Source organism: Gordonia lacunae (assembly GCF_002149015.1).
GTDB classification, from domain to species: domain Bacteria; phylum Actinomycetota; class Actinomycetes; order Mycobacteriales; family Mycobacteriaceae; genus Gordonia; species Gordonia lacunae.
Genome location: NZ_NGFO01000085.1, coordinates 1 through 1,098, shown reverse-complemented (window position 1 = coordinate 1,098; position 1,098 = coordinate 1). Strand labels below are relative to the sequence as shown.

The window sequence follows — 1,098 nt, the reverse complement described above, 5'->3', positions numbered from 1 at the left end:
TGTACTGACCACGGACGTTAGGTACGGCCTACGGCGTGGCGTGGTGACATGAAGAAGACCTCCGAGTGGAGTGCGAGCTGTCTAAGGAACGCTCCCCATCCTCGGAGGTCTTCGTGTCCCACCGTAATGCCCCATTGTCAGAAACCGGGCGTCTGCGTCTGGCCCGCTGCATCGTTGAGGACGGTTGGTCGCTGCGCCGTGCCGCTGAACGATTCCAAGTCGCGGTGACCACCGCCCAGCGATGGGCTCGGCGTTACCGCGAGCAGGGACCGACGGGCATGGCCGACCGCAGCTCACGACCCCACCGCAGCCCCAATAAGACTCCGACGCGCACCGAGCGGCGCATCATCAAAGTCCGCGTGCTGCGTCGCTGGGGCCCAGCCCGTATCGCGTATCTGCTCGGGCTCAACGTCTCCACCGTGCACCGGGTGTTGAGCCGGTACAAGCTGGCCCGTCTGCGCTGGCTGGACCGTCCCACCGGGCGCGTCATCCGACGGATGGAGTCCGCCGCTCCCGGTGATCTGGTGCACGTTGATGTCAAGAAACTCGGCAAGATCCCCGCCGGCGGCGGATGGCGCATGCTCGGTCGAACCCAGGGCAATCACAACTCGCAAGCAGATAAAAGTTCAGGACGCCGTAGCACATGGGGCGATCCGCTGCGGGGACACCATTTCCTGCACACCGCCCTCGATGCCCACTCCCGACTGGTGTACTCCGAGATTCTGGCTGACGAACGCAAACAGACCGCCGCCGACTTCTGGGAACGGGCCAACGCCTGGTTCCTGGAGTGCGGATTCACGGTCCGGAATGTACTGACTGACAATGGATCCTGTTACCGATCCCACGTCTTCCGTGACGCGCTCGGTGAGGTCAAGCATCGCCGGACCCGCCCCTACCGGCCACAGACCAACGGCAAGGTGGAACGGTTTCACCGCACGCTGGCCGATGAGTGGGCCTACGCGCGGCTCTACACCAGCGACGCCGAACGCTGCGCTGAGTACTCAAGCTGGCTGCATCACTACAATCACCACCGCGGCCACACCTCACTCAAAGGTCGACCACCCGCCGACCGCGTACCTAACCTCTCAGGTCAGTACA

1 protein-coding gene is annotated in these 1,098 nt (G+C 63.9%); it reads left to right on the top strand.

The genetic code is table 11. The features are described from left to right. Window positions 1-113 precede the first annotated feature (113 nt). The coding region (locus CA982_RS26225) for an IS481 family transposase (protein ID WP_086537967.1) at window positions 114-1,098 on the top strand (985 nt) is incomplete at its 3' end.